This window comes from Microvirga ossetica, assembly GCF_002741015.1.
Classification (GTDB): domain Bacteria; phylum Pseudomonadota; class Alphaproteobacteria; order Rhizobiales; family Beijerinckiaceae; genus Microvirga; species Microvirga ossetica.
Genome location: NZ_CP016616.1, coordinates 2787869 through 2812688 on the forward strand (window position 1 = coordinate 2787869; position 24820 = coordinate 2812688).

Annotated in this window: 29 protein-coding genes; 18 read left to right on the forward strand and 11 right to left on the reverse strand. The window is 65.2% G+C overall.

All coding sequences use genetic code 11. The annotated features are described in order from the left end of the window. The first annotated feature begins 66 nt into the window (after positions 1-66). A complete protein-coding gene (locus BB934_RS13175; RefSeq protein ID WP_157934158.1) occupies positions 67-1410 on the forward strand; it encodes an adenylate/guanylate cyclase domain-containing protein in 1344 nt (447 codons plus the stop codon). Between the two features lie 168 nt (positions 1411-1578). Here BB934_RS13175 and BB934_RS13180 read toward each other — a convergent pair whose 3' ends face one another. Further along, positions 1579-2175 carry a septation protein A gene (locus BB934_RS13180; RefSeq protein WP_099510042.1) on the reverse strand — a complete coding sequence of 199 codons (597 nt, stop codon included), beginning with the start codon at positions 2173-2175 and terminating at the stop codon, positions 1579-1581. A gap of 69 nt (positions 2176-2244) precedes the next feature. Further along, positions 2245-3621 carry a signal recognition particle-docking protein FtsY gene (gene ftsY, locus BB934_RS13185; RefSeq protein ID WP_099510043.1) on the reverse strand — a complete coding sequence of 459 codons (1377 nt, stop codon included), beginning with the start codon at positions 3619-3621 and terminating at the stop codon, positions 2245-2247. A gap of 176 nt (positions 3622-3797) precedes the next feature. On the opposite strand from ftsY, the gene BB934_RS13190 reads away from it, so the two are divergent. Next, on the forward strand, positions 3798-4511 hold the full coding sequence (locus BB934_RS13190) for an RluA family pseudouridine synthase (RefSeq protein ID WP_099510044.1): 714 nt from the start codon (positions 3798-3800) through the stop codon (positions 4509-4511). 209 nt (positions 4512-4720) lie between these two features. Here the strand turns inward: BB934_RS13190 and mtaB are convergent, their stop codons facing one another. Further along, complete coding sequence (mtaB, locus tag BB934_RS13195; RefSeq protein WP_099510045.1) at positions 4721-5974, reverse strand: tRNA (N(6)-L-threonylcarbamoyladenosine(37)-C(2))-methylthiotransferase MtaB; 1254 nt, start codon at positions 5972-5974, stop codon at positions 4721-4723. Beyond that, positions 5974-6858 carry a diaminopimelate epimerase gene (dapF, locus tag BB934_RS13200; RefSeq protein ID WP_099510046.1) on the reverse strand — a complete coding sequence of 295 codons (885 nt, stop codon included), beginning with the start codon at positions 6856-6858 and terminating at the stop codon, positions 5974-5976. The genes mtaB and dapF overlap by 1 nt, the downstream gene beginning before the upstream one ends. Positions 6859-7053: 195 nt before the next feature. On the opposite strand from dapF, the gene BB934_RS13205 reads away from it, so the two are divergent. Together BB934_RS13205 and BB934_RS13210 are read left to right on the forward strand one after the other, a co-directional pair. Then, complete coding sequence (locus tag BB934_RS13205) at positions 7054-7785, forward strand: GyrI-like domain-containing protein (RefSeq protein ID WP_157934159.1); 732 nt, start codon at positions 7054-7056, stop codon at positions 7783-7785. Beyond that, a complete protein-coding gene (locus BB934_RS13210; protein ID WP_099510048.1) occupies positions 7782-8453 on the forward strand; it encodes an HAD family hydrolase in 672 nt (223 codons plus the stop codon). The genes BB934_RS13205 and BB934_RS13210 overlap by 4 nt, the downstream gene beginning before the upstream one ends. On the opposite strand, the gene BB934_RS13215 is transcribed toward BB934_RS13210, so the two are convergent. Beyond that, positions 8410-9474, reverse strand: a complete 1065-nt coding sequence (locus BB934_RS13215; protein ID WP_099510049.1) for an MBL fold metallo-hydrolase — start codon at positions 9472-9474, stop codon at positions 8410-8412. The genes BB934_RS13210 and BB934_RS13215 overlap by 44 nt on opposite strands. Positions 9475-10003: 529 nt before the next feature. Between BB934_RS13215 and BB934_RS13220 the strand changes: the two genes are divergently transcribed. Genes BB934_RS13220 through trmD form a run of 6 tightly spaced genes read left to right on the forward strand, consistent with a single transcriptional unit; the run spans position 10004 to position 13822 of the window. Further along, positions 10004-10228: a glutathione S-transferase gene (locus tag BB934_RS13220; RefSeq protein ID WP_472436438.1), complete on the forward strand. Its 225-nt coding sequence runs from the start codon at positions 10004-10006 to the stop codon at positions 10226-10228. A 2-nt stretch (positions 10229-10230) separates the two neighbouring features. Then, entirely contained in the window at positions 10231-11790 is a 1560-nt protein-coding gene (gene ffh, locus BB934_RS13225) for a signal recognition particle protein (protein ID WP_099510051.1), read from the forward strand. Further along, a complete protein-coding gene (locus BB934_RS13230) occupies positions 11787-12056 on the forward strand; it encodes a hypothetical protein (protein ID WP_099510052.1) in 270 nt (89 codons plus the stop codon). The genes ffh and BB934_RS13230 overlap by 4 nt, the downstream gene beginning before the upstream one ends. A 9-nt stretch (positions 12057-12065) precedes the next feature. After that, a complete protein-coding gene (gene rpsP, locus BB934_RS13235; protein ID WP_099510053.1) occupies positions 12066-12425 on the forward strand; it encodes a 30S ribosomal protein S16 in 360 nt (119 codons plus the stop codon). 9 nt (positions 12426-12434) lie between these two features. Then, entirely contained in the window at positions 12435-13145 is a 711-nt protein-coding gene (rimM, locus tag BB934_RS13240) for a ribosome maturation factor RimM (RefSeq protein ID WP_099510054.1), read from the forward strand. 35 nt (positions 13146-13180) lie between these two features. Next, on the forward strand, positions 13181-13822 hold the full coding sequence (trmD, locus tag BB934_RS13245) for a tRNA (guanosine(37)-N1)-methyltransferase TrmD (protein WP_237050326.1): 642 nt from the start codon (positions 13181-13183) through the stop codon (positions 13820-13822). Here trmD and BB934_RS13250 read toward each other — a convergent pair. Beyond that, positions 13788-14504 (reverse strand): PLP-dependent cysteine synthase family protein, encoded by a 717-nt coding sequence (locus BB934_RS13250; RefSeq protein WP_237050272.1) that lies wholly within the window; start codon positions 14502-14504, stop codon positions 13788-13790. The two genes, trmD and BB934_RS13250, sit on opposite strands and share 35 nt — an antisense overlap. Before the next feature lie 106 nt (positions 14505-14610). On the opposite strand from BB934_RS13250, the gene BB934_RS13255 reads away from it, so the two are divergent. The 3 genes from BB934_RS13255 to leuC all read left to right on the forward strand — a co-directional run bounded on the left by BB934_RS13255 (position 14611) and on the right by leuC (position 17640). Beyond that, complete coding sequence (locus BB934_RS13255; RefSeq protein ID WP_179955397.1) at positions 14611-15144, forward strand: winged helix-turn-helix transcriptional regulator; 534 nt, start codon at positions 14611-14613, stop codon at positions 15142-15144. A gap of 477 nt (positions 15145-15621) precedes the next feature. Then, positions 15622-16005, forward strand: coding sequence for a 50S ribosomal protein L19 (gene rplS / locus BB934_RS13260; RefSeq protein ID WP_099510056.1), 384 nt, complete (start codon positions 15622-15624; stop codon positions 16003-16005). A 228-nt stretch (positions 16006-16233) separates the two neighbouring features. Then, the gene (leuC, locus tag BB934_RS13265; protein WP_099510057.1) at positions 16234-17640 is read left to right on the forward strand and encodes a 3-isopropylmalate dehydratase large subunit; all 1407 of its coding nucleotides are present in this window, start codon (positions 16234-16236) and stop codon (positions 17638-17640) included. A 76-nt stretch (positions 17641-17716) separates the two neighbouring features. Here leuC and BB934_RS13270 read toward each other — a convergent pair whose 3' ends face one another. Beyond that, on the reverse strand, positions 17717-18019 hold the full coding sequence (locus BB934_RS13270) for a hypothetical protein (RefSeq protein ID WP_099510058.1): 303 nt from the start codon (positions 18017-18019) through the stop codon (positions 17717-17719). Positions 18020-18154: 135 nt separating this feature from the next. Between BB934_RS13270 and BB934_RS13275 the strand changes: the two genes are divergently transcribed. After that, entirely contained in the window at positions 18155-18424 is a 270-nt protein-coding gene (locus tag BB934_RS13275; RefSeq protein WP_099510059.1) for a hypothetical protein, read from the forward strand. Between the two features lie 4 nt (positions 18425-18428). After that, on the forward strand, positions 18429-18836 hold the full coding sequence (locus tag BB934_RS13280; RefSeq protein ID WP_099510060.1) for a metallopeptidase family protein: 408 nt from the start codon (positions 18429-18431) through the stop codon (positions 18834-18836). A gap of 208 nt (positions 18837-19044) precedes the next feature. On the opposite strand, the gene BB934_RS13285 is transcribed toward BB934_RS13280, so the two are convergent. Together BB934_RS13285 and BB934_RS13290 are read right to left on the reverse strand one after the other, a co-directional pair. After that, complete coding sequence (locus tag BB934_RS13285) at positions 19045-19356, reverse strand: protease inhibitor I42 family protein (RefSeq protein ID WP_157934160.1); 312 nt, start codon at positions 19354-19356, stop codon at positions 19045-19047. Further along, entirely contained in the window at positions 19349-20248 is a 900-nt protein-coding gene (locus BB934_RS13290) for a C1 family peptidase (RefSeq protein WP_099510062.1), read from the reverse strand. Before BB934_RS13290 ends, BB934_RS13285 begins: the two co-directional genes overlap by 8 nt. Positions 20249-20557: 309 nt before the next feature. Between BB934_RS13290 and poxB the strand changes: the two genes are divergently transcribed. Both poxB and leuD read left to right on the forward strand, forming a co-directional pair. After that, a complete protein-coding gene (gene poxB, locus BB934_RS13295) occupies positions 20558-22294 on the forward strand; it encodes a ubiquinone-dependent pyruvate dehydrogenase (protein ID WP_099510063.1) in 1737 nt (578 codons plus the stop codon). A 104-nt stretch (positions 22295-22398) separates the two neighbouring features. Continuing rightward, positions 22399-23001: a 3-isopropylmalate dehydratase small subunit gene (gene leuD / locus BB934_RS13300; RefSeq protein ID WP_099510064.1), complete on the forward strand. Its 603-nt coding sequence runs from the start codon at positions 22399-22401 to the stop codon at positions 22999-23001. A gap of 61 nt (positions 23002-23062) precedes the next feature. On the opposite strand, the gene BB934_RS13305 is transcribed toward leuD, so the two are convergent. Then, a complete protein-coding gene (locus tag BB934_RS13305) occupies positions 23063-23407 on the reverse strand; it encodes a hypothetical protein (RefSeq protein WP_099510065.1) in 345 nt (114 codons plus the stop codon). Positions 23408-23492: 85 nt separating this feature from the next. On the opposite strand from BB934_RS13305, the gene BB934_RS13310 reads away from it, so the two are divergent. Next, a complete protein-coding gene (locus BB934_RS13310) occupies positions 23493-23867 on the forward strand; it encodes a cupin domain-containing protein (RefSeq protein WP_099510066.1) in 375 nt (124 codons plus the stop codon). 278 nt (positions 23868-24145) lie between these two features. Here BB934_RS13310 and BB934_RS13315 read toward each other — a convergent pair whose 3' ends face one another. Beyond that, on the reverse strand, positions 24146-24805 hold the full coding sequence (locus tag BB934_RS13315) for a DUF7986 domain-containing protein (RefSeq protein WP_099510067.1): 660 nt from the start codon (positions 24803-24805) through the stop codon (positions 24146-24148). Positions 24806-24820 lie beyond the last annotated feature (15 nt).

A 24820-nucleotide genomic window follows, 5' to 3' on the forward strand; every position in this document is an offset into this window, starting at 1 on the left:
TCGGTAATGCGCGTTGAGTCAGGTGTAGACCTGACCATATCAATTCTGGAGAACAGAAGGAAACCTGTGACCCCTCGATCCCGCATCCGCGCCACCCTCGGTCTGCTCGACAATCTGCGCACGACCCCCGTGCTGAGCGATGCCACGCACCGGCTGATCCGCGAGGCCGATACCGGCGCGCTGCAGCGGGCAGGGGTCGCGCGCATCATCACCGGCGGGCTGCTGCTGCTGGCGGTGGTGGTCGCAACCGCTAGCATCGATTTCACCAACCCCATGGCGGTCAAGCAGATCTGGGCCGCGGAGCTGACCCTGGCCCTATTCGGGATGGTGGGCTGGGTCGGAGCCTGGCTCGCCTCGAAGCGGATCGCCATCCAGAGTCTGCCGATCATCACGGCTTTGCTCGACGCCTTCCTGGTCCTCGGCAACCTCGGCTACAGCCATTGGGGCTTAGGCGTTCCCGGCGGTTTCTATTCCGTCTTTCCGGTCGCCTGGGTGGTGCCGATCACCATGGCCGCCGCCGCCATCCATTACCAGCCCCGACTGCAGGTCTTCGTAGCGGCGGTCTATGTCGTGGGCCTGTCGCTGCTCGCCTTCGGCGGCGACATGCTGAGCCTGGAGGAGCGTCAGCAGGACCTCTCCGCCATGGGAGGCCTGTTCTCGGCGCAGGCCAACATGATCCGTATCGTCATGGTTTTCGCCGCAGGCCTGATCCTGATCCTGGTGGCGCGCCAGGGGCGGCTGATGCTGGAGCGGGCCGTGCGCGAGACGACCTTGCGCGTCACGCTCACCCGCTACCTGCCGCGCGAGCTCGCGCCGATCCTCACCGATCAGGCCTTCGCGTCTTTGCGCCAGGGACGGCGCATTCCGGTGAGCCTGCTCTTCGTCGACATCCGCGCCTCGACAACCTTCGGCGAGACCATGGAGCCGGCGCAGCTCGCCGTGTTCATCACCTCTTTCCGCAGGCGGGTCCTGAGGGCGGCCTCGCGCCACGGCGGTGTCATCGACAAGTTCACCGGCGACGGGGCGCTCATCCTTTTCGGCGTGCCGGCGGCACAGGAGGGCGATGCGAGGCGCGCGCTTGCCTGCGGTCAGACCCTGTTGACCCTGATCGAGCGCTGGAACGCCAAGCGCGGCTTCAACCCGCCGGTGCGCCTCGGCATCGGCGTTCACACGGGCGACGTGTTCTGCGGCGTGGTGGGCGATGAGAGCCGGCTCGAATTCACCGTGGTCGGCGAGACGGTCAACATCGCCTCGCGCATCGAGCAGGCGACGAAGGCGGCCGGCTGCGAGCTCCTGGCCTCCCAGGAAACCGTCATGGCGGCTGGCGAGGAGGAGCTTTGGTCCGAGGTTGAATGCGAACCGCTGCCGGGCGTCACGCGCAAGATGGTGCTGATGAAGCCGGCGGGGTGAGGATAATCGCGCTGTCATTCCGGGGCGGCTTGTCAGAGCCGAGCCCGGAATCCATAAACACCACGTCCCAGGAAGGCGTGATCAGCGTTGAAACTTTCTTCTGCGCCGTTAGCGGATATGGATTCCGGGCTCCGCTGCGCGGCCCCGGAATGACAGTGTCGAGGGTGTTTAAACCTCTCCTGCCTTCTTCACCTCGTGCCGCAGCAGCAGCGGCGTCTGGGCGAGGGCGAAGGCGATGGTGAGCGGCATGATGCCGAAGACCTTGAAGCTGACCCAGAAATCCGTGGTCTGCGTGCGCCAGACGATCTCGTTGAGCGCAGCCAGCGCGAAGAAGAACAGCGCCCAGCGCAAGGTGAGCTTGCGCCAGCCCTCTTCGGTGAGCTCGAACACGCTGTCGAGCACGATCTGGAGCAGGGGCTTGCGGAAATAGAGGCCGCCGAGCAGCACGAGCCCGAACATCGTGTTCACGATGGTGGGCTTGAGCTTGATGAAGGTCTCGTCCTGCAGGAACAGGGTGAGGCCGCCGAACACCACCACCACGATGCCCGACACCACCGGCATGATCGGCAGCTTGCGGGTGAGCCCATAGCTGATGGCAAGGGCAACGAGGGTCGCCACGATGAAGATGCCCGTGGCCGCGAAGATGCGCTGGCCTTCCGGGAAACCGAACCGGTCGCCATAGGCATTGCCGAGGAAGAACAGGGCGAGCGGGCCCAGCTCCAGGGCGAGCTTGAGCAGGGGAGGGAGGCGCTTGGCGTCGGTCATGCGGTCTCTTCTAGAACATTTTTATGGGAAGCGGGACTCAGGTCGTGGCTCGGCATTGCCGCAGCGCTGTCATCCCTCGAGCCCGGCAATGGCTTTTGCGAAATCCCGTGCGGTAAAGGGCTCCAGGTCCTCGACCCCTTCGCCGACGCCGATGAAATGCACCGGCAGGCCGAACTTGGCCGCGAGCGCCACCAGGATACCGCCGCGGGCCGTGCCGTCGAGCTTGGTCATCACGAGGCCCGTGACGCCGGCAGACTTCCGGAACAGCTCGACCTGGCTGATGGCGTTCTGGCCCACCGTCGCGTCGAGCACGAGCAGCGTGGCGTGCGGGGCGCTCGGGTCGAATTTCTTGACCACGCGCACGATCTTTTCGAGCTCGGCCATGAGCCCGGCCTTGTTCTGCAGGCGCCCGGCCGTGTCGATGAGGAGAACATCGGTGCCGTTGGCCTTCGCTTCCTGGAGGGCGTCATAGGCCAGGCCCGCCGCATCCGAGCCCTGCTCGCGGGCGAGGACCGATGCGCCGACCCGCTCGCCCCACACCTTCAGCTGCTCGATGGCGGCGGCACGAAAAGTGTCGCCGGCGGCGAGCATTACCTTCAGGCCCTGCTGACGGAATTTTTGGGCAAGCTTGCCGATGGTGGTGGTCTTGCCCGCGCCGTTCACGCCGATCATGAGGATGACGAAGGGCTTTTTCTCGCGATCGACGGTCAGCGCCTGGGCGACGGGCTGAAGCGCCTTCTCGACCTCGCCGGCCAGAATCGCCTTCACCTCCTGCGGCGAGATTTCCTTGTTGTAGCGCCCCGATGCAATCGCTTCCGTGATCCGCATGGCGGTGGGCACGCCGAGATCGGCCTGGACCAGGGCGTCCTCGAGCTCCTCCAGCGTGGCATCGTCGAGCTTGCGCTTGGTGAACAGGCCGGTGACGCTGTCCGACAGGGACGAGGAGGTGCGGCGCATGCCCTCCGTCAGGCGCTGCCACCAGCCGCGCGCCGGGGCCGCGGCGGGCGCCGGGACATCGGGTTCCGGTGCAAGAGGGGGGACGACCTCGGCGGGAGCGGGCTCAGGGACCGGCACATCCGCGGCCGCGATGTCCGAGCGCAGCACGGGACCCGCCTCGGTGACGATGCTCGGCAGCGGCTCCAGCGGCGCCGCGCCTTCGGGATCGAGGCCTTCGATGGGCTGCAGATCGGCGCCTGCCAGCTCCGGCGCTGTCTTGTTCTCCTCCGGCGTGTCGGGAGAGGCGGAGGTGACCGTCGAGGGAGCGGCCGTCAGGTCGTTCGCGGCATTCGCGGGCGGCGAGGGCATCGCCTCCGGCAGGCCACCGGCCTCCGGTAGGCCACCGGCCTGTGGGGTCTCCGGCGACGGTGCGGGAGCCACGGGGGCCTCGGCCTTGCGCCCGAACAGACGGGAGAGGAATCCGGGCTTGTCGGGCTTCGTTTCGGCCATGGGTCTCGCTTTGCTTTATGAACGCTGTGCTTGATTTAACGTGCGTGCCTCATAGCGCATCGTGCGGAAAAGTGGGAATTTTCCGCACCCAACGATGCGCCATCATTAAGCGTAAGCATCGAATGGATCTCGAAAGTGGGTTCCACTTTTGGGTCCGATGCTCTAGCCGAGGCATCATGAATGCGGAAGAGATAGTAAGCCGATTGCTCTATCGCGATGCCCTGATGCTCGTGATCGACAAGCCGGCCGGCTTGCCGGTGCATCCCGGCCCAAAGGGCGGCGAGACCCTGTTTCACCATCTCGACGCCCTCCGCTTCGGTTTGCCGCGCCGGCCTGAAGCGGCGCACCGCCTCGACAAGGACACTTCCGGCTGCCTCGTGCTCGGGCGCCACCCCAAGGCCATCGCCCGGCTGAACGAGCTTTTCCGCAAGAACGAGGTCGACAAGGTCTATTGGGCCGTGGTCGAGGGCGGGCCTCAGGCCGACGAGGGCGAGATCGATCTCCCGCTCGCACCGAAATCGCCCGAGCGCGGCTGGTGGATGAAGGTCGATCCCAAGGGCCAGCCCTCGCTGACAAAGTGGACGGTGTTGGGGCGGGGGGATGGCCTCACCCTGCTCGAACTGTGCCCGATCACCGGCCGCACCCATCAGCTGCGGGTCCATTGCGCCGCCATGAATTTTCCGATCCTCGGCGACCCGATCTACGGCACGGCCCCACGCTTCGGTGGACCGGGTCTGCATTTGCACGCGCGGAGCGTCACCGTGCCTCTCTATCCGAAGAAGCCGCCGATCACCGTCGAGGCGCCGGTGCCGGAGCATATGCGGGAGCGGGTGCAATCCTGCGGCGTCGTCCCGGACGGCGAAGCCGATCCGGGATCGTTACCCAAATAGGCGTCTGAACCTCGACACTGTCATTCCCGCGCAGGCGGGAATCCATAAACACGAAGGAACTCAAGAAAGCTGTACGGCTACCGCAGCTTCATAGCTTCGGGCACTAGCGGTTATGGATTCCGGGCTCGCCTGTGGCGCCCCGGAATGACAGTGCTCTATTCTGCATGCGATCCCGAATCTCCGCTGTGCCCCTCCGGGATGACAGTCGGTCATGCCGCCAGCAATTCCTTGCCGTCATGGCCGGCAATGGTCGCGGGCACGATCTCGCCCGGGGTCATGGGCCTGTCGAAGCGCACGAGCGTAAAGCCCTCCGTGCGGCCGAGCTGGTTCGATTCGATCAGCACGTTGCGTCTTGCGCCGATTTCCCCGCCGAGATGCTTCAGCAACGCCGCCTCGCCCTTTGCGCGCAGCCGCCGCGCCCGGTCCTTCACCACGTCGCGGGCGACCTGCGGCATGCGCGCGGCGGGGGTGCCGGGGCGGGGCGAGAAGGGGAAGACGTGGAGATGCGTCAGCCCGCATTCCTCGACGATGTCGAGGGAGCGCGCGAACATCTCTTCGTCTTCCGTCGGAAAGCCCGCGATGATGTCGGCACCGAAGACCATGTCGGGACGCAGGCGCTTCACCTCTTCGCAGAAGGCGATCGCGTCGTTGCGCAGATGGCGGCGCTTCATGCGCTTCAGCACCATGTCGTCGCCGGCCTGCAATGAGAGATGCAGATGCGGCATCAGACGGGACTCGGTGGCGATCACGTCGAGCAGATCGTCGTCCGCCTCGACCGAGTCGATGGAGGAGATGCGCAGCCGCTCCAGCTCCGGCACGTGGCGCAGGAGGCTCTTCACCATGGTGCCGAGCTTCGGTTCGCCGGGCAGGTCCTTGCCGTAGCTGGTGATGTCGACGCCGGTGAGCACAACTTCGCGCGAGCCGTGCTCGACGAGGGTGCGCACCTGTTCCACCACGACGCCCATCGGCACGGAACGGGAATTGCCGCGGCCATAGGGGATGATGCAGAAGGTGCAGCGATGGTTGCAGCCGTTCTGCACCTGCATGAAGGCGCGGGTGCGCCCGCGCATGCCGTCGATGAGGTGGACTGCGGTTTCCTTCACCGCCATGATGTCGTTGACGAGAACCTTTTCGCTTTGGCCCACGCCGAAATCGCGCATGCCGGCCCAGGTCTCGGCCTTCATCTTCTCGTGGTTGCCGACGACCTGCGACACCTCCGGCATGGCGGCGAAGGTTTCAGGCTCGACCTGCGCGGCGCAGCCTGTCACGACGATGCGGGCGTTCGGCTTCTCTCGGGCGAGCTTGCGGATCGACTGGCGCGCCTGGCGCGTCGCCTCGGCCGTCACGGCGCAGGTGTTGACGATCACCACCTCGCCAAGCCCCGCGTCTTGCGCGTGGCGCTGCATCGCCTCCGACTCGTAGGTATTGAGCCGGCAGCCGAAGGTGACGACCTCGACCGCCATCACGCCACCTCGGTGAAGAGGGCAGGCGAAAGGGTGCCCTCGTGCTCCAGCTCGGTCGGGCCGGTCATGAGCACGTGGTCGTCGCTCTCGCGCCATTCGATGACGAGATCGCCGCCCGGAAGCGTCACCGCGGCCTTGCGGCCGGTCAGGCCCTTGCGTGCGGCTGCCACGAGCGTTGCGCAGGCGGCGGAGCCGCAGGCGCGGGTCGCGCCGGCGCCGCGTTCCCAGACGCGCAAAACGATATGCTCCGGGCTCGTCACTTGAGCGAACGAGATGTTGGCGCGCTCCGGCAGCGCCGGATCATGCTCGAAGACCGGGCCGATGGCGACAAGATCATAGGCGAGTGCGTCGTCGACCCAGAAGATCACATGTGGGTTGCCCATGCTCACCGCCGACGGGCCCTGAAGCTCGGGCGCCTCGGGCAGCGACGTGTCGAGGGCGATGGTGCGGGTGTCCGGATAGGGATCGCGTAAGGGGATCTCGTTCCAGGCGAGGCGCGGCGGGCCCATGTCGACGGTGAAGACATTGTCCGAGACGCGCTCCACAGGGAGAAGCCCGGCCTCGGTCTCGAGAACGAGGTCGCCCTCGACCGGGCGGCTCATGATTGGATCGGCCATCATAGCCCAGGCGACGCAGCGGGTGCCGTTGCCGCAGGCGCCGGATTCCGAGCCGTCCGTGTTGTAGATGCGCATATAGGCGTCGGTGCCGGGGGTGACCGGGTCGTGCAGCACCATCAATTGGTCGAAGCGCGAACGGGGATCGGCCGCGATGGCGCGCGCTTCCGCCGCATGCACGCGATGGCTCGAGCCGCGCAGGTCGAGCACGGTGATCTCGTTGCCGAGACCGTTCATTTTCAGGAAGCGGCTGTTAGAAAGGGCGTTCATGGGGCCGTATATGGCGCAAAACGCCGAAAATCGCGAGGGGGATCGCGCTTCTCTGTTCGCCGCATCGTCGCAATGTCCGGTCAGGTCGCCTTAAAGACGTCCCGTCGCTGCCTCCGGATGCTCTCGCCGCTGCCAAGAAAGCCTCTTATGGTGCAGCACATTATCCCTCCTGATTCGGGTCAAGGCGTCCTTCCCATGCGGCTGCGCTTTTCTGGTGTTCTCCTCGTTCTTGCCCTCTGCTCGGGCGTCGCCTTCGCGCAGACGCCCCCGGCCGCCTCCCCGCCACCCGCTGCTTCCGAAGCGCCGGCGGCACCTGCACCCGCTACGCCCCCTGCTGTACCGCAGGCGCAATCCGCTCCGAGCCCGGCGCCGGCCACTCCCCCGGCATCCGTCCCTGCGACGCCCGCGCCGGTCCAGCAGGCCGATCGTGCGACCCTCTTCCCCGGCCCGAGCGATCCGACCGGCGTGGAGGAGGGCGTGCTGCTCTCCAAACCCACGGTTGTGTTCTCGGGCACCAGCACCTGGGACGAGGCGTTCGACAACCTGAAAAACGCCTTCGCCAAGATCGAGGGCGCGATGAAGAAGGCGGGGATCGACCCCGCTGGCCGGCCGCTGACGATCTTCGTCGACACCGACGACAACGGCTTCAAATACGAGGCGATGGTGCCGATCGCAAAGGTGCCCGAGGGCAAGACCGAACTCACCCCCGAGATCAAGTTCGGCCGCACGCCGGAGGGCAAGTCCTTCCGCTTCGTGCACAAGGACGCCTATGACGAGATCGACGGCACCTACGAGACCATCACGGCCTATCTCGACATCAAGGAGATCGTGGCCAAGGACGCCTTCATCGAGGAATACGTGAGCGATTTCACAGATTCGCAGGACACCAATTTCGAGGTGAACATCTACGTTCAGCCGAAAGAATGATCGCGCTCTTCGACCTCGACGGAACCCTGACGGATCCGAAAGTGGGCATCACGCGCTCGGTTCAATATGCGCTCGAGCGGCTGGGACGCCCCGTTCCCGAGGCGGATGCTCTGACCTGGATGATCGGGCCGCCGCTGATAGCCGGGTTCACCGAGCTTCTGGGCGGAACGCATGACGTGCAGGAGGCCGTGCGCCTCTACCGGGAGCGCTACAGCGATGTCGGCCTGTTCGAGAACGAGGTCTATGCGGGCATTCCCGCTTTGCTGCGTCAGCTTCAGGAACGGGACCTTCGCCTCTACGTGGCCACGTCGAAGCTGAATGTCTTCGCGCGGCGGATCCTCGATCATTTCGATCTCTCCAGTTCCTTTGTCGAGATCTACGGCGCGGAGCCCGACAACCGCAATGCCGACAAGAGCGATCTCATCCGGCACATCCTCGACCGGGAGCGCTTCGATCCGGCGCGCGCCGTCATGATCGGCGACCGGAAGCACGACGCCATCGGCGCCAGGGCCAACGGCATCGCGTCCATCGGCGTCACCTGGGGCTACGGCTCCCGGCAAGAGCTGAAGGATGCGGGCGCCGCCTGCCTTGTCGACAATCCCCAGGGGCTGGAGGGGGCGATCCTCACGCTGGCGGCGTCCACGCCTCGCCCGGCCGCAACGGCCTGAACCGGTCGCCTGGAATTTCGGCTGCCTGGAGCGCCGCCGTCAGTTCCTGTGGCGGCTCGTCGACGCCCTCGTTGGTGAGCCGGAACGTGCCCCAATGGTGGCCGAGCGCCTGCTCCGCCTCGACGATCCGCAGCACCTTCACCGCGTCCTCCGGGTTCATGTGCTGCGGTTCCATGAACCAGCGCGGCTCATAGGCGCCGATGGGCAGATGCGCGAGGCGGGGCTTGCCGAAGCGCTCGCGCATGGCATGAAAAATCTTGCCGTCGCCGAAGCCGGTATCGCCGATGTGGTAGATCGTGCCGGCCGGCGTGGTGAGCACATAGGCGCACCACAGCGCCATGCGCCGGTCGTTGATGCCCCGCGCCGACCAGTGATAGGCGGGTTCGATATGGGCCATGACGCCGCGGCCCAGATCGACCGAGCCGCCCCAGTCCCGCGTCTCGACCGGGATCTCCGGATGCTCGGCCCGGATCACCGCGTCGTTGCCGAGCGGCGCGACGATCTTGGGGCGATGTTTCTGCCAGAGCATCCCTAAGGTCTCGGTGTCGAGATGGTCGTAATGGTTGTGCGTGATCAGCACCGCATGGATCGGCGGAAGATCCTCGAAGGGAATGCCCGGTGCATTGACGCGCTTCGGGCCTGCGAAGGAGACCGGGCTCGCCCGCTCCGAAAACACCGGGTCGGTGAGAATGTTGAGCCCCGCCACCTGGATCAGGAACGAGGCATGGCCGATGAGCGCCGTGCGCAGGCCCTGCACCTCGGCCGGCGGCTTGTCACGGAACGGGCTCGGAAAGCTGTCCGGCCAGTCCTTACGCCCCCCGCCGAGTTGCCAGCGGGCGAGTTCCAGAAATCCCTTGTCCTGCGGCTGTCCCGGCGAGAAGAACCGCACCCCGTCGAAATGGTCGCTGACCGGGCCTTCGTAATAGCGGTTCCTCGCCCGGGCGGCTTTCATCCAGCCCAAGGCTCCGGTGGCGGCGAGGGCGGGAAGGCCCAGGGCCTTGAGAAGGGTGCGACGGTTCATCGGGGCATCGTGTGTGGTGAAGCTTTAAGCGTGGGGATGCGGGGGCCGATCGGCAAGAGGCCGCAGCGTCATCCCGGACGGTGAAAGCCGATCCGGGATCGGGTTGCAGAATGAAGCGCGTGTTTCCCTCCCCCTTGCGGGGAGGGGCAGGGGTGGGGGTGGTGCGACTGAGTGAGAGGTTGCGCAGGTATGCGATCCTCTCTCTCCCGCACGGGAGAGGGGGGCGTTGTCGCGGTCTTCAGGCTTTCTTGATGAAACGCGACGCTCCGACTTTCCGACCCCCACCCTCGATCCCTCCCCGCAAGGGGGAGGGAAGAAATGCTGCGTTCCGTCCGGGATGCCACATAAGCCTCAAGCCTCTCCGTTTCAGCCTCTTTCCTTGACTCCGCCGCCTTTTCCCCTTAAGCGCTGACCGCAAATCTGTAGAGCGAGCCCTTTTGAGCCGCCGCCCAGCCCGAGAGGCTGGAGGTCAACGTCCGACAGCGCGATGCGCCCTCGGGCGCGCTTTCATTTGGGTTTCGCGTTGAGGATGAAACGGATGTCGGACGACACATTGCGCATCGAGGACGCGGTCAACGAGACCTGCCCGTGGTCGGGAAAGCCGATCGCGGCGGATTCGCTCACCCTCTATCGCGGCGAGGTCGTCGGTTTCTGCAATCCCGGCTGCCGCGACAAATTCAAGGCGGCGATCGACCACTTTGAAAAGGCGCTTGCGGATCGCGATGTACCTCTCATCGCAAAAGGAATTGAGTGACCATGTTCGAAGGCCTTTCCGACAAGCTTTCCAATATCCTCAACGGGCTGACGCGCCGCGGCGCGCTCACCGAGGAGGATGTCAACGCGGCGCTTCGTGAGGTCCGCCGCGCCCTGCTCGAGGCCGACGTGGCGCTCGAGGTGGTGCGCTCCTTCACGGACAAGGTGCGTGCCCGCGCGGTCGGCGCCGAGGTGGTCAAGTCGGTCTCCCCCGGCCAGCAGGTGGTCAAGATCGTCCACGACCAGCTCGTGGAGATGCTGGGCGCGGATGCGGAGGTGATCAGCCTCAACGCGGTTCCGCCCGTCGGCATCCTCATGGTCGGCCTGCAGGGTTCGGGCAAGACCACCACCACCGCCAAGATCGCCAAGCGCCTGACGGATCGCGACAACCGCCGCGTGCTCATGGCTTCCCTCGACACCCGTCGCCCTGCGGCGATGGAGCAGCTTGCGGTGCTCGGCAAGCAGGTCGGCGTCGACACATTGCCCATCGTCGCCGGCCAGTCGGCGGTGCAGATCGCCCGGCGCGCCATGGAGGCTGCCCGTCTCGGCGGCTACGACGTGGTCATGCTCGACACCGCCGGCCGCGTCACGGTCGACGAGGCGCTGATGGTGGAAGCGGCCGACGTGCGCGCCGCCACCAACCCGCACGAGGTGCTGCTCGTCGCCGATGCGCTCACCGGCCAGGACGCGGTCAACACGGCGCGTGCCTTCGACCAGCGCCTCGGCGTCACCGGCATCGTGCTGACCCGCATGGACGGCGATGCCCGCGGCGGTGCGGCTCTGTCGATGCGCGCCGTGACGGGCAAGCCGATCAAGCTCATCGGCACGGGCGAAAAGGTCGACGCGCTCGAGGAATTCCACCCGAGCCGCGTCGCCAACCGCATCCTCGGCATGGGCGACATCGTCTCGCTCGTCGAGAAGGCGGCCGAGAATTTCGATCAGGCGCAGGCCCAGCGCATGGCCGAGAAGATGCGCAAGGGCAAGTTCGATCTCGAAGATCTGCGCGACCAGCTCGCGCAGATGGAGAAGATCGGCGGCCTCTCCGGCATGATGGGCATGCTGCCGGGCGTCGCCAAGATGAAGTCGCAGCTCGAGAACGCCAATCTCGACGACCGGATCATCAAGCGCCAGCGCGCCATCATCGATTCCATGACGCCCTCCGAGCGCCGCAACCCGGACATCCTGAAAGCGTCGCGCAAGAAGCGCATCGCGGCCGGTGCCGGTGCGAAGGTCGAGGAGATCAACAAGCTCCTGAAGATGCACCGCCAGATGGCCGACGTCATGAAGATGATGGGCGGCGGCAAGGGCAAGGGCATGGCCGGCGCGCTCGGCAAGATGTTCGGGATCGGCGGCGGCGGCATGGGCGGCATGCCCCAGCCGACGCCGGAGCAGATCGAGGCGCTGCAGAAGCAGATGGGCGGCAAGCTGCCCGATTTCCCCGGCGGCGCCGGTGGCCTGCCGGCGATGCCGAAGGGCGTGCCGGGGCTTCCCGGTCTCGGCGCAGGCAAGATTCCCGGGCTCCCGGGCATCGGCGGCTTCCCGTTCGGAGGGAAAAAGAAGTGACCGATGGTTTGATGGCGACGGAGCTGCTGCAGCGGGCTCATACGCTGTCCAGGAAATTGGAAGGTGCGGGTATCTGGAATGAGATCCGCCTCTTCCGAGAGGACGGTATTACCGTTCTCGCGCGTGTTCCCGGTGAATACTGGGAGATTGATCTCCTCGAGGACGGCACGACCGATGTGGAAGTGTTTCGGACCGCGGGTGACCTGGAGGACGAGTCCTCCATCGAACGCCTGATCAGCGAATTTGGTGAAAAGCTTAGACACTAGGAGCTAACAATGTCCCTGAAGATCCGTCTCACCCGTGGTGGTGCGAAGAAGCGTCCCTATTACCGCATCGTCGTTGCCGACTCGCGCTCCCCGCGCGATGGCCGCTTCATCGAGAAGGTCGGCACCTACGACCCGATGAAGGCCAAGGACGATGCCGCCCGCGTCGTTCTCGACAACGAGAAGATCCAGGCCTGGCTTGCCAAGGGTGCCCAGCCGACCGACCGCGTCCTGCGCTTCCTCGACGCCGCCGGCCTTCTGAAGCGTCCGGCCCGCAACAACCCGCAGAAGGCGGTGCCCGGCAAGAAGGCCCAGGAGCGCGCTGCCGAGAAGGCCGCTGCCGCCGGCGCCGGCGAAGGCGAGGCTGCGTAAAGCAGACCGATGAAGCGGGGGCGTTCGAACAAGCAGGACCTTCGCCCTCTCCCCAATGCGGGAGAGGGTGCCTCTCGCGTCAGCGAGGGGCGGGAGAGGGGCCGCGCTCAATCGAAGAACGCCCCCTCTCCCGGCTCGCTCCGCTTGCCACCCTCTCCCGCAGAGGGGAGAGGGTTGGTCCTCGTCGGTGAGTTCGGTCGCGCCCATGGCCTCAAGGGCGAAGTGCGGCTGAAATCCCATACCGGCGATCCGCAGGCGATTGCCGGTTACAAGCCGCTGATCGCAAGCAACGGCAAAACCTTTTCGCTCAAGAACGTGCGGCCTGCACCCGGCGGCGCGCCCGATCTTCTCATCGCCATCGTCGATGGTGTGACGACGCGCGAGGCGTCCGAGGCGCTCAACCGCGTGCAGCTTTACGTGGAGCGCGACAAGCTTCCGCCGCCCGACGAGGAGGACGAGTTCCTGCTCGCCGACCTGATCGGTCTCTCGATTCAGAACGAAGCGGGCGAGATCATCGGCACTGTCGTCGACGTGCCCAATTACGGCGGTGGCGATCTTCTGGAAATCGCGCCCGTTCCAAGCGGCCCGACCGCGTTTCTGCCCTTCACCAAGGCCTTCGTGCCGAGCGTGGATGTAACCGAAAAGCGCATCATAGCCGCGCCGCCGGACGACCTGTTCGAACAGGCGAAGCCCGCTCCTGAGTCCGAGGACGAGGCGTGAGCTTTTCCGCCACCATCCTCACCCTTTATCCCGAGATGTTTCCAGGCCCGCTCGGCGTGTCGCTCGCCGGCGATGCGCTTGCCCGCGGCTTGTGGTCCCTGACGGCGAAGAACATCCGCGATCACGGCCTTGGCCGACACCGCACGGTCGACGACACGCCGGCGGGCGGCGGTCCCGGCATGGTGATCCGCTGCGACGTGCTCGCCGCCGCCATCGATGCCAACGTCGCGCAAGACGATCCGCGTCCGAAGCTTCTGATGAGCCCGCGCGGCAAGCCGCTGACGCAATCCCGCGTGCGTGAGCTCGCGGCCGGCCCCGGCGCGGTCATCGTCTGCGGCCGCTTCGAGGGCGTCGACGAACGCGTGATCGAGGCGCGGGGCCTCGAGGAAGTCTCCATCGGCGACTACGTGCTCTCCGGCGGCGAGATGGCGGCGATGATCGTGCTCGATGCCTGCGTGCGTCTGCTGCCCGGGGTCATGGGCAAGGAAGCCTCCGGCACCGAAGAGAGTTTCGAATCGAACCGCCTCGAATATCCGCATTACACGCGGCCGCGCGAATGGGAGGGGCGCCCGATTCCCGACGTGCTGCTCTCCGGCAACCATGCCATGATCGAGCGCTGGCGCCGCGCGGAATCGGAGCGCATCACGCGCGAGCGGCGGCCGGATCTGCTGGAATAGAACGACAATCCCGGTTGTGCGCGCCGGACGGGCCGCCGGACAGAACGGGCGATTCGGCCGGCTCCACGGCGACGATCTCGATCGGCTTCTTCCGCCGCAGGCCTTCCGCGATCCCGCTTAAGGATGCTGCCGTTCCCACGCTCTGGACGAAGCCGTCGATGCGGCCCTCCGTCTGCTGCCAGATCTCGTCCGCCATCCGGTGATAGGCCGCGATCTGGTCGCGGTTCTTCATCTGGTCGGTCCAGAAGGAGCCCTTCGCTTCGGCGATGATGCGGGCCTGCTCGATCATGTCCTTGGTGAGTTTCTCCGTCATGCGCCCGCTCTCGCTTGCAACGATATGCAGCGTGGCGCCGAGCAGCTGCATGTGGTCGAGCTTCTCTTTGCTGAAGGCATCGGAGGTGACGATGTCGAGGGGGTAGCCTTTCACCGCGCAGACCAGCGACAGGGAGACGCCGGTGCTGCCGCCGGTATATTCGACGACCGAACCGCCGGGTTTGAGACGCCCGTCGGCTTCCGCCGCCTCGATCATCGCGAGCGCCATCCGGACCTTCATGCTGCCGGTGGGGTTCTCGTTCTCGGATTTGAGCAGGAGGCGGGCGCCGTTGGCGGGGCGGATATGGCGCAGGGCGATCAGCGACGTGTTGCCGATGCGGTCGAGGATGGTGCTGGGCTGGCCGGTCATGGGTTCTGTCCGAAAAAGGTCGATCCTCGATAGACCGGGATCGCACCGTCGTCAGGTCCGGAATCCGGACTTCTCCACGGCTCACCGCCATGATAGCGCTTCCGCCATGGCAGATTACGGTCAGTTCTGTTCCGTGGCCCGCGCCCATGAGGCCATCGGCGGGCGCTGGACCCTTCTCGTGGTGCGCGAGCTCCTGTGCGGCAGCCGGCGCTTCAACGACATCCGCCGCGGCATCCCGCGCATCTCCCGCACCATGCTCTCGGAGCGCCTGCAGGACTTGGTGCATGTGGGGGCGGTGATCCGCGTCGAGGGCGAGCACGGCCCCGAATACACGCTCACCGAGGCGGGCCGGGAGCTGATGGGCATCGTCGGAGCCCTCGGCACCTGGGGCCAGCGCTGGCTGCCGCGGCAGGCCGGGTCCGAGGATCTGGACCTCGATCCCGTTCTCGTCGACATGCAGCGGCGGGTCCGCCCGGAGGCCCTCCCACCCGAACCCATCGTCGTCCGCTTCGAGATCGAGGGGCAGCGCCAGCCGCGCTTCCTGCTGCTCAAGGAGGCGGAGTCTTCGCTTTGTACACAGAACCCGGGTTTTCCCGAGCCCATCTGCGTTCGGGCAAGACTTCCCGTGCTGGTCGCCTAGTGGCGGGGTGACGTGAGCTTCGCCGAAGCGCGGCGGATCGGGCTCACGGTGGAGGGGCCTAAGACTCTGGTGCAGGCGTTTCCGGATTGGTTCGAGCGGTATGTGTTCGCTGAGGTCGCGTCGGCTGCAGGCCCCTCCCTCCCCCTTGCGGGGAGGGATTGAGGGTGAGGGTCGGAAAGTCAGAGCGCTGCGCTTCATCAAGACGGCGCGAGATTGCTACAGCGCCTTGCTTGTCTGAGCGATCACCCAGCTGCACGACCCCCACCCCTGCCCCTCCCCGCAAGGGGGAGGGGACCCGCGCCAATCTCGTCAAGCGATCCCGGATCTTCGCTGCGCTTCGTCCGGGATGACAGCCAGCCTACAGGCTCGACAACCCCCCCAATCTGCTGTATAGGCGCGGCCTCAACTTAAAACAGGACGCCGAAATCCCGCGGGTTTTGAGATTGCTCAAGGCCACGCAACGGCAGGAGTATTACGATGAACCTCATTCAGCAGCTCGAGCAAGAGCAGATTGCCAAGCTCGCCAAGACCATTCCCGTTTTCCAGCCCGGCGACACTGTCATCGTCAACGTGAAGGTGAAGGAAGGCGAGCGCACCCGTGTCCAGGCCTACGAGGGCGTCTGCATCGCCCGTTCCGGCAGCGGCCTGCACGAGAGCTTCACCGTCCGTAAGATCTCCTACGGCGAAGGTGTCGAGCGCGTGTTCCCGCTCTACTCGCCGCTGGTCGATTCCATCAAGGTCGTGCGCCGCGGCGCCGTCCGTCGCGCCAAGCTCTACTACCTGCGCGACCGTCGCGGTAAGTCGGCCCGTATCGCCGAGCGCACCGAGAAGAAGACCGAGACCCCGGCTGCCGCCGAGTAAGGCTCTCGTCTCCATCTTTGGAAGTGACAAAGGCGCGGCTCGAACCGCGCCTTTTTGCTGACAGGACAAGCGTTGCGGCACGCCATCGCGACAAAAATATAATTGCGCGAAGGCTTGTGTCTGCTATGCGATCGTTTCAAGGCGGTGTGCGCTCAGGACATCTTCCCGTCCCGGCGTCCTGCCGCTAAAAACGCCGAACCACTTATTGTCGACCGTTGGAAGAGAACCATGGCTAAAGCCCGCACCCTCTATGACAAGATCTGGGACGACCACGTCGTCGATCAGCAGGATGACGGGACGTGCCTTCTCTACATCGACCGCCACCTCGTCCATGAGGTCACGAGCCCGCAGGCCTTCGAGGGCCTGCGCATGACCGGCCGCCAGGTGCGCCAGCCGGGCAAGACGCTGGCCGTGGTCGACCACAACGTGCCGACCTCCGACCGCTCGCACGGCATCGAGGATCCCGAAGCCGCGACCCAGGTTGCGGCTCTCGCCCAGAACGCCAAGGAATTCGGCGTCGAGTACTTCAACGAGCTCGACATCCGCCAGGGCATCGTCCACGTGGTGGGCCCGGAGCAGGGCTTCACCCTGCCGGGCATGACCATCGTCTGCGGCGACAGCCACACCTCGACCCATGGCGCCTTCGGCTCGCTCGCCCATGGCATCGGCACGTCCGAGGTCGAGCATGTGCTCGCCACCCAGACCCTGATCCAGAAGAAGGCCAAGAACATGCGCGTGACCGTGGACGGGCAGCTGCCCGCCGGCGTCACCGCGAAGGACATCATCCTCGCCATCATCGGCGAGATCGGCACCGCCGGCGGCACCGGCCATGTGATCGAATATGCGGGCGAGGCCATCCGGTCCCTGTCGATGGAAGGCCGCATGACGATCTGCAACATGTCGATCGAGGGCGGCGCCCGCGCCGGCATGGTCGCTCCCGACGAGAAGACCTATGCCTATCTGAAAGGCCGTCCCAAGGCGCCGCAGGGCGAGGCCTGGGACGCGGCCGTGCGCTACTGGGACTCGTTGCGCACGGACGAGGGCGCGTTCTTCGATACCGAGATCCGTCTCGACGCGGCCAATCTCCCGCCCATCGTCACCTGGGGCACGAGCCCCGAGGATGTCGTTTCCGTCGCCGGCGTCGTGCCGAACCCGGACGACATCCAGGACGAGAACAAGCGCCGCTCGAAGTGGAGGGCGCTGGAATATATGGGCCTCACCCCCGGCACGAAGATCACCGACATCGCGCTGGACCGCGTCTTCATCGGCTCATGCACCAATGGCCGCATCGAGGACCTGCGCGAAGTGGCCAAGGTCGTCGAGGGCAAGCGCGTCGCCGCGAGCGTCAACGCCATGATCGTGCCCGGCTCGGGCATCGTGAAGATGCAGGCCGAGGCCGAAGGTCTCGACAGGATCTTCAAGGAAGCCGGCTTCGACTGGCGGGAGCCAGGCTGCTCCATGTGCCTTGCCATGAACGCCGACCGTCTCGCGCCCCACGAGCGCTGCGCCTCCACCTCGAACCGCAATTTCGAGGGCCGCCAGGGCTTCAAGGGCCGCACCCATCTGGTCTCGCCCGCCATGGCGGCGGCGGCCGCGATTGCGGGCCGCTTCGTGGACATCCGGACTTTCCGCTGATCGTCGTCTTCACGGACAAACGGAAAGGCCGTGGCTCAGCCGAGCCACGGCCTTTTCATGATAAAAGTCTCAGTGCTTAATCCACGTAGACCCGGCGGCCGGCCACGACCTGGCGGCAACGCTCGACAGGGCGGCGGACGACCACGCCATTCCGGCGCACCCGCTCTTCCATCACCGTGCGGCACACGGTGCGCGTCCGGACCGGGCGCACCACGCGGCGCTCGACGATGCGTTCACGATAGCGCGGACGGTAATCCCGCTCCTGCTCGACACGAACGCCCGACGGGCCGATCCGCACGTCGACGCCCTGAGCCGACGCCGCACCGGCGCCGAAAACCACCAGCCCGGCCACAGCCAGGATACCAAACACTTTACGCATTGTTGCCTCATCGAATGTTGACAGTTCCGGGGCTGTTAACGGCGAAGGAGGTCAGGCGTTCCGTTGCAAGGCGGCATTGCGCCGGCCATGGTAAAGCAATGGTGAAGGCCTGGAGGAGGGCTGGAGGAGGGATCGATGAGCGAACGGGACCAGGAGAAAGCCCGCGAGGCCCGTGAGGCGCTGGAGCGCGTCCGGCGGGATACGGAAACCCTCGGCTCCTCGGCGCTTGCGCGGATGGGGCGGCAGGCGGGGGAGCATTTCGGGGCCAAGGACGCCGTCGGTGCGGGCGAGGGCGGCGGCACCGATCCGATCGAGCTCTGGGGCCGGCGCATCGGCCGCGCGCTGTCGCTGGTCGGCGTCGTCATCCTCACTATCTGGCTTCTGGTCCAGCTGAGGATCCTCTGACGCCATGACGAGCCTCGCCAATCTCCAGGCACCCTCCCTCGACGATCTCGAAGCTCTCGCGCGGGATGCCTATGCGCGCCTGCCGGAAGCGTTCCGCCGGCTCTGCGAGGGCGTGGTGATCCGGGTCGAGGATTTTCCCGACGACGAGACGATGGAGGAGATGGGCTGCGAGACACCCTTCGACCTGCTCGGGCTCTTCCGCGGCATCGGCCTCGCGCAGGGCGGCGCGATGATGCAGACGGGCCAGTTCCCGAACATGGTCTGGCTCTACCGCCGCCCGATCCTCGATTACTGGGCCGAGCACGAGGAGAGCTTGGGCCAGATCGTCACCCACGTCCTGGTGCACGAGATCGGCCACCATTTCGGCCTCTCCGACGAGGACATGGAAGCGATCGAGGCGGCGGCGAGCTAGCGCATCGTGCGAAAAAGTGGACCCGGTTATTCGCTGACGCGGCCCTTCGGGTCGGGCTCAACGATGCGCTCTTCAAAGAGTGGAGCATCGGATCAGACCCCAAAAGTGGAGTCCACTTTTGGGTCCGATGCTTTAAGACGCATCGGCGGGCGAAACGATGCGACGGCGAGCGCAGAACAAGATGCGCTCGCTGCGACGAATCGCGATCTCACTCGATCTCGAACCTGAGGATCGCATTCTCCACGATCCGATCGCCCGATGGGGAAACGAAGCCGAAGGCGAGTTCGTAATGTCCGGGCTGGGCGAAGCTGAAGGTCAGCTTCTCTTTCCCCGCGCCTCCCATCCCATGTTCCGGGTCGGGCACGACATATTCCTTGTCCAGCTTCACGGTCTCCGGAAGAGGCGTTTGAGGCTGCCAGACGAAGCCCGTTCCGCCGCCGCCTTTCAGTTCGACCGTCAGCGGCTCGCCGACATGGCCCGTTGTTTCCGCCAGAGCTTCGAAGGGTGGCTGCCTAGGCATTTTCGAGTTCCTTTTCCCTGGCGCTCTTCCTGGCCCGCGTCCTTGTCGCCGTCCCGATGCCGACGAGATCCGCATCATAGAAGGCAAATCTGGTATCGATCCCGCATTGTCCGTAAGCGATCTTGAAGAAGCCGCCATCGCCCCATTCGCGGCCCCAGCTGTTCTTCACGATCCAGCATTGATCGGTATCGTCGTAGCCGACGACGCAGACCGCATGATATCCGATGAGGGACCCGGTGACATGCTGATAAATCCCTCTTCCGTAGGACAGGAAGTCTTCATAGACCTCCATCGAGGCGGATACGGGCCCCTTTGCCGCGACGACCTTCTTCCTGACGGTCAGGGTCTCTATGGCGGCGTAGGCCCTGACCTTGACGATGGCATTGATCGGCTTGCATCCGTCCCTTCTCATTGTGTTGTAGGGGAAATCGGTTTCCGCGCCGATGCCCTTCCTGCGCGCGAAGTCCAAGGCCTTGCTGTTGACCCAGCCGGTGTCGCAACAATCGCCGCAGCCGCAGGCGAACAGATGGGCTTCGGACAGGTCGATGTTCAGATGAGGCGCTTGCTGCGCAATGCGCGCACGGGACTCGAGCACGGCGCAGGTGGCAAACGCAACGCAGGCGCCGCATTCGTGCTGGTTCTTGATCTCAGTCACGAAATTTCCGCCGTTGTTGCGCCAATCCACCTTCGGCGGCGGCGGCTGGAGGGAGACGGCCCTGGGCTCGGTTCTCGCTGCGAGCTTGGCTTCCTTGGAAATCTCGGTCGGCGATATCGCCAGCCCCATGTATTTCATCGCTCCCGGTGCGACTTTGGCCTTGGACAGGGGCGTATCCTTCGCCTCCCATTGAGCGCCCGTGATCTGGATAAGCTGGTTGATCCTTTCGGCATCCATGGCAGTCAACTTGCTTTCGAAGGGTTGCTCGGAGACACAACTAAAGTGATATTAATCCGGTTGATATCACCCAATAGTTGCAAATTGCGATTGCGAAAACGTGGTACCGTGGAAGGCGTATCGACGCTCCGGAACGCGGGGACTGCGCCAAGAGCGCTGGTTGCTCAGCCAGTCATTGGCGCGGCCGGATTCACGAGCCTTTGATATCGGGCACCTGCCAGCAGCTGGATGCTGCGCCACATAGTTTGCTCCACGTCTCATCGGCCCGCCCGCGCCGCGGCGGACGATTCTCATGGGAGGAGGGGCTTCATGGCGAAGATGCTGGCCGAACAATTCGTCGAGATCCTGGCCGCTGCCGGCGTGAAACGCGTCTACGGCCTCGTCGGCGACAGCCTCAACGGGTTGACGGACGCCATCCGCCGCCAGGGCAATATCGAATGGATCCATGTCCGGCATGAGGAGGTCGCGGCCTTCGCGGCCGGGGCCGAAGCGCATCTGACCGGCGCGCTTGCCGTCTGCGCCGGAAGCTGCGGGCCGGGCAACCTGCACCTCATCAACGGCCTGTTCGATTGCCACCGCTCGCGCGTGCCGGTGCTCGCCATCGCCGCGCATATTCCCTCGCCCGAGATCGGCAGCGGCTTTTTCCAGGAAACGCATCCGGAAAATCTGTTTCGCGAATGCAGCCATTATTGCGAGCTCGTCTCCGCGACCAGCCAGATGCCGCGCATCCTCGAGACAGCGATCCGCGCGGCGAGGGCGAAGGGCGGCGTGTCGGTGCTGGTGCTGCCCGGCGACGTCGCGCTGCAGCCGGCCGCCGCCGCGCCGGCGACGAAATTCGAGGGTCTGCTGCCCTCCGCTCCCGTCGTCGCGCCCGCGCCCGGCGATCTCGAGCGTCTCGCGGCCCTGCTCAACGAGGGCAAGCGCATCACGATCCTGTGCGGCTCGGGCTGCGCGGGGGCTCATGACGAGCTGCTTTCTCTGGGCGAGCGTCTTCAGGCGCCCATGGTGCATGCCTTGCGCGGCAAGGAGCATGTGGAGTGGGACAACCCCTACGATGTCGGCATGACCGGGCTGATCGGCTTCTCGTCCGGCTATTACGCCATGTGCGATTGCGACGTCCTGCTGATGCTCGGCACCGATTTCCCCTATCGCCAGTTCTACCCCGACGGCACCAAGGTTCGCATCGCTCAGGTCGATCTGCGGGGTGAGAATATCGGCCGCCGCGTGCCCGTCGATGTCGGCGTCGTGGGCGATGTGCGTGCGACATTGGCGGCCCTGTCGCCGCTCATCGACCAGAAGACCGACGGCACGCACCTCGCGAAGGCGAGAGATCATTATGCCAAGGCGCGCGAGTCCCTCGACGATCTGGCCGTTAGCACCCCGGGCAAGCGGCCGATCCACCCGCAGCAGGTCGCCAAGGCAATCAGCGACCGGGCGGCGGAGGACGCGATCTTCACCTGCGATGTCGGCCTGCCGACGGTCTGGGCCGCGCGTTACCTCGCCATGAACGGGAAGCGTCGGCTCGTCGGGTCGTTCTGGCACGGCTCGATGGCGAATGCGATGGCGCAGGGGATCGGCGCCCAGGCCGCCTTCCCCGGCCGGCAGGTGATCTCGCTCTCCGGCGACGGCGGCTTCGCCATGCTGATGGGCGATCTCCTCACTCTGACGCAGCAGCGCCTTCCGGTGAAGGTCGTGGTCTTCAACAACGGCACCCTCGGTTTCGTCGAGCTCGAGCAGAAATCCACCGGCTTTCTCGATTTCGGCACGGAGCTGCAGAACCCGAATTTTGCGGCCATGGCCGAGGCCGCCGGCATCCGCGGCATCAGGCTCGAGGATCCGTCCGAGGTGGAGGAGGGGATCGCCGCCGCCTTCGCCCATGACGGGCCGGTCCTGGTCGATGCGGTGGTGAACCGCACGGAGCTCGCCATGCCGCCCTCGGTCACGCTCGACATGGCGAAGGGCTTCACCCTCTACATGGTCAAGGCCGTGCTGAGCGGCCGTGCCGACGAGGTCTATGACCTCGCCAAGACGAATCTCTGGCGGTGACGCAATTTCCCGCCGCGACCATCGTTGGCCTAGTCGGCTCGCCAAGCCTTTGATAAGAGGCACCTGACAGCGGCTGGGCCGCCGCCTTCAGGGATGTGAAGACCATGGACAAGTTCACCGTGCTGGAAAGCGTCGCGGCGCCGATGCGGATCATCAATATCGACACCGATATGATCATTCCCAAGCAGTACCTGAAGACGATCAAGCGCACGGGGCTTGGCACGGGCCTGTTCTCGGAGATGCGCTATCGCGAGGACGGCTCGGAGAACCCGGATTTCGTGCTCAACCAGCCGGCCAATCGCAAGGCCAACATCCTCGTGGCGGGCGACAATTTCGGCTGCGGTTCGTCCCGCGAGCACGCCCCCTGGGCGCTGCTCGATTTCGGCATCCGCTGCGTGATCTCCACCAGCTTCGCCGACATCTTCTACAACAACTGCTTCCAGAACGGCATCCTGCCGATCAAGGTCTCGCCTGAGGACCTGGAGAAGCTCTTCGACGATGCCGAGCGCGGCGCCAATGCGACGCTCACCATCGACCTGGAGAAGCAGGAAATCCGCGGCCCCGACGGCGGCACGGTCACCTTCGACATCGATCCGTTCAAGAAGCATTGCATGCTCAACGGCCTCGACGGCATTGGCCTGACCATGGAAAAGGCGCCCGCCATCGACGCCTTCGAGAAGAAGCTTTCGGAACGCGCCTGGGCGTAGAAGATTGCTTGAGGCTGGCGAGTCTCGGCCCGCCCCTTTGCCGCCCAGGGTGCGGGGAAACTCAGCCCCGTGCGGAAGTATTCGCCTCGATCCAACCACTCCAATGCCTGACCTTTATGGTCTCGCTTTGCGAAGCGAACTCCATGGCGCTTTGGAAGTCGTCATCGATCCATGCCTCGACGAGGCGATCTCCTGCCATGGAACAGATGATCAAGAGTTCGTCATTGAGCATCGCCGATATGAAGCCTCTTAGAGCCTTCTCCTCATCCTCGCCGTAGGTTTCGATCAGCAAGTTCGGGTGGGTATGCCAAGCTAGACCATCAAAACCGATAGCGATGCCATCGTCGAACTGCTGGACACTAACTGTCAGAAGGCCGTCTGCAGTGGTGTGCTCCTCCAGTATCATCGTTTATCTCGTTATGTGTTCGGTCAGCCTTCAGCGGCATAGTCGGAAATAATTCTTAATGTAATCCACTCGATGAGAGTAAGCGATGACACAGGGCAAGCCAAAAGTTCTCAGCCGCGCCGATTGGGCGACCCATCCCGACCTTTTCTGGAAGGGCCATGTGGAGGGGCATACCTTAGGCACCGGCGTGACCGTGCTCTTCTACACCACGGAACAGGTCGGCGTCGGGCCGAAATGGCATGTCCATCCTTACGATGAGCTCTTCATCATCCGCGAGGGGCGGGCGCTCTTCACGGTGGGCGACGAGCGCTTCGAATGCGAGGCGGGGCAGGTCTTTCTCGGGCCGGCCGGCGTGCCGCACAAGTTCGTCAATCTCGGCCCGGGGCGGCTGGAGACAACCGACATCCATATGAGCGACCGTTGGATCCAGACGGATCTTCCCGATCCTGAGCTTGGATGAAGAGTCGCTTGGCCAACAGCTGGCTGTCCTCCCTTCCCCGCATTCCCTTACCTCTTCAGAGGCTGGCTCGTCATTCATCATGAGACGCAGGCGCCTTCCCCCTCCCCTTTGTGGGGAGGGCCGGGGTGGGGGTGTGGGAGATAGCCTATGAAGGTTTGGCGCCAACACCCCCACCTCCAGCTCCTCCCCACAAGGGGGAGGAGGGTTGCCCGCGCTTTACGAACCAGATTCTGAGCTCGACTTTGGCCAATTTCGCGGGCCAGTAGGCCACCTGCGGGTCAGTCCGGATCGGCAAATCTCACAAGGCTCATGAGCGCGTCCATTACGGCAATCCGATAGATTGCGGTAGCAAACCGGCGATCATTGGCAATTGCGTCGGCATCGCCATGCACGCGCTCCAGCATGGTGTCGAACACCTCCTCCATCATCTCCACATCCACCGGCACGACAACCCCACACGTCATCGCAAAGGCCTCCGGAGTACTCAGCCGCATCGCCAGCGATGTGCCAGGATGAGCCGTCTGCTCCAGATGCTCATCGACCAGCCAAACCTCTTCCTGGCGCATGAGATCCAGCACCACCAAGCCGGCCGTCTCGTGGCGACGCTCAACCCGCCAGACCGAGAAGCGGGCCCGCAGCAGAGCCTGCAGCATCACGTCCTCATCCGAGCCGGGCACCACGACAGCGTTGCGGGTATAGCGGTCCATCCCGCGCGAGCGGCCCGGCGGGGCGGTGTAGAGAGCCAGGTCGTAGGCCAACGTCACCTCGTCCAGGCTCTCGGCCACCAGCATCTTGCCAGCCGTGAGCCCCAGCCGGCGCGCCTGCTCCATCAGGGCCGAATCCGGTACGCAGCGAAGAGCCTCGTTGTGATGGTGGGTGCTGATCGCGCGGAGATGACGATAGCGCGTCAGGATCTCGGTCCGACCCATTTCGGCCATGGCGACCTCCCAGGC

Excerpts from the sequence above, each read along its gene's own strand:
- mtaB (WP_099510045.1), bottom strand. The coding sequence starts at position 5,974 with ATGGCGGTCGAGGTCGTCACCTTCGGCTGCCGGCTCAATACCTACGAG.
- BB934_RS13310 (WP_099510066.1), top strand. The coding sequence starts at position 23,493 with ATGACACAGGGCAAGCCAAAAGTTCTCAGCCGCGCCGATTGGGCGACC.
- rpsP (WP_099510053.1), top strand. The coding sequence starts at position 12,066 with ATGTCCCTGAAGATCCGTCTCACCCGTGGTGGTGCGAAGAAGCGTCCC.
- BB934_RS13215 (WP_099510049.1), bottom strand. The coding sequence starts at position 9,474 with ATGAACCGTCGCACCCTTCTCAAGGCCCTGGGCCTTCCCGCCCTCGCC.
- BB934_RS13270 (WP_099510058.1), bottom strand. The coding sequence starts at position 18,019 with ATGCGTAAAGTGTTTGGTATCCTGGCTGTGGCCGGGCTGGTGGTTTTC.
- ftsY (WP_099510043.1), bottom strand. The coding sequence starts at position 3,621 with ATGGCCGAAACGAAGCCCGACAAGCCCGGATTCCTCTCCCGTCTGTTC.
- BB934_RS13305 (WP_099510065.1), bottom strand. The coding sequence starts at position 23,407 with ATGATACTGGAGGAGCACACCACTGCAGACGGCCTTCTGACAGTTAGT.
- BB934_RS13190 (WP_099510044.1), top strand. The coding sequence starts at position 3,798 with ATGAATGCGGAAGAGATAGTAAGCCGATTGCTCTATCGCGATGCCCTG.
- BB934_RS13205 (WP_157934159.1), top strand. The coding sequence starts at position 7,054 with ATGCGGCTGCGCTTTTCTGGTGTTCTCCTCGTTCTTGCCCTCTGCTCG.
- BB934_RS13315 (WP_099510067.1), bottom strand. The coding sequence starts at position 24,805 with ATGGCCGAAATGGGTCGGACCGAGATCCTGACGCGCTATCGTCATCTC.
- ffh (WP_099510051.1), top strand. The coding sequence starts at position 10,231 with ATGTTCGAAGGCCTTTCCGACAAGCTTTCCAATATCCTCAACGGGCTG.
- BB934_RS13220 (WP_472436438.1), top strand. The coding sequence starts at position 10,004 with ATGAAACGGATGTCGGACGACACATTGCGCATCGAGGACGCGGTCAAC.
- leuD (WP_099510064.1), top strand. The coding sequence starts at position 22,399 with ATGGACAAGTTCACCGTGCTGGAAAGCGTCGCGGCGCCGATGCGGATC.
- BB934_RS13285 (WP_157934160.1), bottom strand. The coding sequence starts at position 19,356 with ATGCCTAGGCAGCCACCCTTCGAAGCTCTGGCGGAAACAACGGGCCAT.
- BB934_RS13250 (WP_237050272.1), bottom strand. The coding sequence starts at position 14,504 with ATGACCGGCCAGCCCAGCACCATCCTCGACCGCATCGGCAACACGTCG.
- BB934_RS13180 (WP_099510042.1), bottom strand. The coding sequence starts at position 2,175 with ATGACCGACGCCAAGCGCCTCCCTCCCCTGCTCAAGCTCGCCCTGGAG.
- BB934_RS13290 (WP_099510062.1), bottom strand. The coding sequence starts at position 20,248 with ATGGATGCCGAAAGGATCAACCAGCTTATCCAGATCACGGGCGCTCAA.
- rimM (WP_099510054.1), top strand. The coding sequence starts at position 12,435 with ATGAAGCGGGGGCGTTCGAACAAGCAGGACCTTCGCCCTCTCCCCAAT.
- leuC (WP_099510057.1), top strand. The coding sequence starts at position 16,234 with ATGGCTAAAGCCCGCACCCTCTATGACAAGATCTGGGACGACCACGTC.
- BB934_RS13280 (WP_099510060.1), top strand. The coding sequence starts at position 18,429 with ATGACGAGCCTCGCCAATCTCCAGGCACCCTCCCTCGACGATCTCGAA.
- BB934_RS13255 (WP_179955397.1), top strand. The coding sequence starts at position 14,611 with ATGGCAGATTACGGTCAGTTCTGTTCCGTGGCCCGCGCCCATGAGGCC.
- poxB (WP_099510063.1), top strand. The coding sequence starts at position 20,558 with ATGGCGAAGATGCTGGCCGAACAATTCGTCGAGATCCTGGCCGCTGCC.
- BB934_RS13275 (WP_099510059.1), top strand. The coding sequence starts at position 18,155 with ATGAGCGAACGGGACCAGGAGAAAGCCCGCGAGGCCCGTGAGGCGCTG.
- trmD (WP_237050326.1), top strand. The coding sequence starts at position 13,181 with ATGTTTCCAGGCCCGCTCGGCGTGTCGCTCGCCGGCGATGCGCTTGCC.
- rplS (WP_099510056.1), top strand. The coding sequence starts at position 15,622 with ATGAACCTCATTCAGCAGCTCGAGCAAGAGCAGATTGCCAAGCTCGCC.
- dapF (WP_099510046.1), bottom strand. The coding sequence starts at position 6,858 with ATGAACGCCCTTTCTAACAGCCGCTTCCTGAAAATGAACGGTCTCGGC.
- BB934_RS13210 (WP_099510048.1), top strand. The coding sequence starts at position 7,782 with ATGATCGCGCTCTTCGACCTCGACGGAACCCTGACGGATCCGAAAGTG.